This window comes from Streptomyces barkulensis, assembly GCF_002843305.1.
Classification (GTDB): Bacteria; Actinomycetota; Actinomycetes; order Streptomycetales; family Streptomycetaceae; genus Streptomyces; species Streptomyces barkulensis.
In genome coordinates, this window is the sequence record NZ_PGSG01000060.1 from 1 (window position 1) to 4,713 (window position 4,713).

General features: G+C 71.2%; 1 protein-coding gene. It reads left to right on the forward strand.

Features of this window, described 5'->3' with window-relative positions; translation table 11 throughout:
- Positions 1-4,713 (forward strand): non-ribosomal peptide synthetase (locus CUT83_RS31385; protein WP_101255890.1); only part of this gene is annotated, 4,713 nt, incomplete at both ends.

Genomic DNA, 4,713 nt, shown 5'->3' on the forward strand with positions numbered 1-4,713 from the left:
TGTCGCAGACGCCGCAGGTGTGGCTGGACCACCAGGTGATCGAGCAGGACGGCGGCCTGCTGCTGGTGTGGGACGCGGTCGAGGAACTCTTCCCGCCCGGCGTCCTGGACGCCATGTTCACCACCTACACCCGCCTGCTCGACCACCTCGGCGACCACGACTGGAACACCCCCCTGCCCCCACTGCTCCCACCCGAGCAGCGCCTCGTCCGCGCCACCGCCAACGACACCACCGGCCCCCTGCCCGACACCCTCCTGCACGACGGCTTCTTCACCCACGCCGCCCGCACCCCCCACCGCACCGCCCTGCTCACCCCCGACGGCCACACCACCTACCACGACCTCGCCGACCAGGCCCTGCGCATCGCCACAACCCTGCTGGACCGCGGCACCACCCCGGGCGAACCGATCGCCGTCACCCTCCCCAAGGGACCCGACCAGATCGCCGCCGTCCTCGGCATCCTGGCCGCCGGAGCCGCCTACGTCCCCGTCGGCGTCGACCAGCCACCCGAACGCCGCAAACGGATCTACCAACGCGCCGGAGTACGCACCGTGCTGACGGGAGAGACCGCGGACGAACAGCCCGGAGAACCGGCGACGGTGCCCCTGGCCGACTGCGCCGCCTCCGCCCCGCTGGACGCACCCCTGCCCCAGGACCCCGACACCCTGGCCTATGTGATCTTCACATCGGGATCCACCGGCGAACCCAAGGGCGTGGCCGTCTCCCACCGCGCCGCCATGAACACCATCACCGACCTCAACGACCGCTGCCACGTCACCGCCGACGACCGCGTCCTGGCCCTGTCCGCCCTGGACTTCGACCTCTCCGTCTACGACACCTTCGGCCTGCTCACCGCCGGCGGCACCCTCATCCTCCCCCACCACGACCACCGCACCGACCCCGACCACTGGCACCACCTCGCCCACACCCACCACCCCACCATCTGGAACACCGTCCCAGCCCTGCTGGACATGCTCCTGACCACCACCACCGACGACCACCCCCTACCCCCCACCCTCCGCCTCGCCCTCGTCTCCGGCGACTGGGTCCCCCTCGACCTCCACCCCCGCCTCACCCACCACCTCCCCCACTGCACCCTCATCGCCCTCGGCGGCGCCACCGAAGCCGGCATCTGGTCCAACCACCACCACATCACCACCATCCCCCCGCACTGGACCTCCATCCCCTACGGCCGCCCCCTGCGCAACCAGCACTACCGCGTCGTCAACCACCACGGACACGACGCCCCCGACTGGGTCCCCGGCGAACTGTGGATCGGCGGCCACAGCCTCGCCCTCGGCTACCACAACGACCCCCACACCACCGACCGCAAATTCCCCCACACCCACCACACCCGCTGGTACCGCACCGGAGACCTCGGACGCTACTGGCCCGACGGCACCCTCGAATTCCTCGGCCGCACCGACCACCAAATCAAGATCAACGGCCACCGCATCGAACTCGGCGAAATCGAAACCGCCCTCACCCAACACCCCCACATCACCACCGCCACCGCCCTCAAAACCCCCCACACCCACCAACTCGCAGCCGCCGTCACCCCGGCCGGAACCGACGATCCGCCCAGCGAGGAGGAGCTGCTGGCCCACCTCTCCGACTGGCTGCCCCCTTACGCCGTCCCCGTCCACTGCGTGTTCCTGGACGCCATGCCGCTGACCCCCAACGGCAAGATCGACCGGCGGACGGTGGCCGACCTGGTCGAGCGGGCCCTGGAGGACATACGCCGGGGCACGTCCGCGCAGCCGCCGCGGGGCCCCGCCGAGGAGGCCGTGGCGGCCGTGTGGGAGGAACTGCTGAACGTCTCCGGCATCCACCGGGACGACAACTTCTTCTCCCTCGGCGGCGACAGCCTCATCGCCACCCGGGTCGTCTCCCGGCTCCGCGCCGCGGGCTGGGAGGGCGCCGAGCTGGGCGACCTGTTCAAGACACCGGAACTGGCGGCCTTCAGCACGGGACTGCGCTCGCGCGGCTCCGCCGCCGGGCCCGCGGTCCCCGTCCTGCGCCCGGCCCCCGAGCACCGGTACGAGCCGTTCGACCCGACCGATGTGCAGCGCGCCTACTGGATGGGCCGCACCGACGACTTCGAACTGGGCGGAGTGGGCTGCCACTTCTACACGGAGTACGACGGCGAGCACATCGATCTGCACCGGCTGGAGGACGCCTGGAACACACTGATCACCCGGCACGACATGCTGCGCGCGGTCTTCCTGCCCGACGGGCGGCAGCAGGTCCGGCCCGAGGTCCCGCCCTTCACGATCCCGGTTTCCGAGGCCGGCCCGGACCCGGAGGAGGCCGAGGCAGCCCTTGCCGAGCTGCGGTCAAAGATGTCGCACCAGGTGCTCGACCCCTGCCGCTGGCCCCTGTTCGACGTGCGGGCGGTGCGGTACGGCCGGGGCCGGGTGCGGCTGGGGGTCAGCTTCGACAGCATCCTGATCGACGCGCTCAGTGTGATGACCCTGCTGCGGGAACTCGACACGCTCTACCACGCCCCGGACGCCGAACTGCCCCCGGTAGAGGTGACGTTCCGGGACTACGTGACGAGCGTCCGGCCCTCGCCCGAGGAGCTGGAATCCTCGGAGGCGTACTGGTCGGAGCGGGTGCTGGAGCTTCCGGACGGACCGCAGCTTCCGCTGGCCAAGGACCCGTCCGCCGTCGGCACCCCCCGCTTCGTCCGGCGTGAGGACCGGCTGCCGGCCGAGAGGTGGCAGCGGCTGCGCGAACGGGCCCGGGCCTGCGGCGTCACCGGATCGACGCTGCTGGTGACCGCCTTCTCCGAGGTGCTCTCCAACTGGAGCGCCCGGCAGGAGCTCACCGTCAACCTCACTCTCTTCGACCGGCGGGAGGCGCACCCCCACATCGGGCGGGTGCTGGGCGACTTCACCTCGCTACTGCTGCTCGGCTACCGGCCCGAGGCGGATGAGACCTGGCGGGACGCCCTGCTGCGGACGCAGCGGCAGATGGGCCGGGACCTGGCGCACAGCGACGTCTCGGCCCTGTGGGTGATGCGGGAGCTGGCCCGCCGCAGGGGCGCGCACGGCGTGACGATGCCGGTGGTGTTCACCAGTACGCTCGGCGTCTTCGACGAGGACGGGAACCCGGGCGAGCCGTCCTTCGCCGAGCGCGTGTGGGGTGTGTCGCAGACGCCGCAGGTGTGGCTGGACCACCAGGTGATCGAGCAGGACGGCGGCCTGCTGCTGGTGTGGGACGCGGTCGAGGAACTCTTCCCGCCCGGCGTCCTGGACGCCATGTTCACCACCTACACCCGCCTGCTCGACCACCTCGGCGACCACGACTGGAACACCCCCCTGCCCCCACTGCTCCCACCCGAGCAGCGCCTCGTCCGCGCCACCGCCAACGACACCACCGGCCCCCTGCCCGACACCCTCCTGCACGACGGCTTCTTCACCCACGCCGCCCGCACCCCCCACCGCACCGCCCTGCTCACCCCCGACGGCCACACCACCTACCACGACCTCGCCGACCAGGCCCTGCGCATCGCCACAACCCTGCTGGACCGCGGCACCACCCCGGGCGAACCGATCGCCGTCACCCTCCCCAAGGGACCCGACCAGATCGCCGCCGTCCTCGGCATCCTGGCCGCCGGAGCCGCCTACGTCCCCGTCGGCGTCGACCAGCCACCCGAACGCCGCAAACGGATCTACCAACGCGCCGGAGTACGCACCGTGCTGACGGGAGAGACCGCGGACGAACAGCCCGGAGAACCGGCGACGGTGCCCCTGGCCGACTGCGCCGCCTCCGCCCCGCTGGACGCACCCCTGCCCCAGGACCCCGACACCCTGGCCTATGTGATCTTCACATCGGGATCCACCGGCGAACCCAAGGGCGTGGCCGTCTCCCACCGCGCCGCCATGAACACCATCACCGACCTCAACGACCGCTGCCACGTCACCGCCGACGACCGCGTCCTGGCCCTGTCCGCCCTGGACTTCGACCTCTCCGTCTACGACACCTTCGGCCTGCTCACCGCCGGCGGCACCCTCATCCTCCCCCACCACGACCACCGCACCGACCCCGACCACTGGCACCACCTCGCCCACACCCACCACCCCACCATCTGGAACACCGTCCCAGCCCTGCTGGACATGCTCCTGACCACCACCACCGACGACCACCCCCTACCCCCCACCCTCCGCCTCGCCCTCGTCTCCGGCGACTGGGTCCCCCTCGACCTCCACCCCCGCCTCACCCACCACCTCCCCCACTGCACCCTCATCGCCCTCGGCGGCGCCACCGAAGCCGGCATCTGGTCCAACCACCACCACATCACCACCATCCCCCCGCACTGGACCTCCATCCCCTACGGCCGCCCCCTGCGCAACCAGCACTACCGCGTCGTCAACCACCACGGACACGACGCCCCCGACTGGGTCCCCGGCGAACTGTGGATCGGCGGCCACAGCCTCGCCCTCGGCTACCACAACGACCCCCACACCACCGACCGCAAATTCCCCCACACCCACCACACCCGCTGGTACCGCACCGGAGACCTCGGACGCTACTGGCCCGACGGCACCCTCGAATTCCTCGGCCGCACCGACCACCAAATCAAGATCAACGGCCACCGCATCGAACTCGGCGAAATCGAAACCGCCCTCACCCAACACCCCCACATCACCACCGCCACCGCCCTCAAAACCCCCCACACCCACCAACTCGCAGCCGCCGTCACCCCGG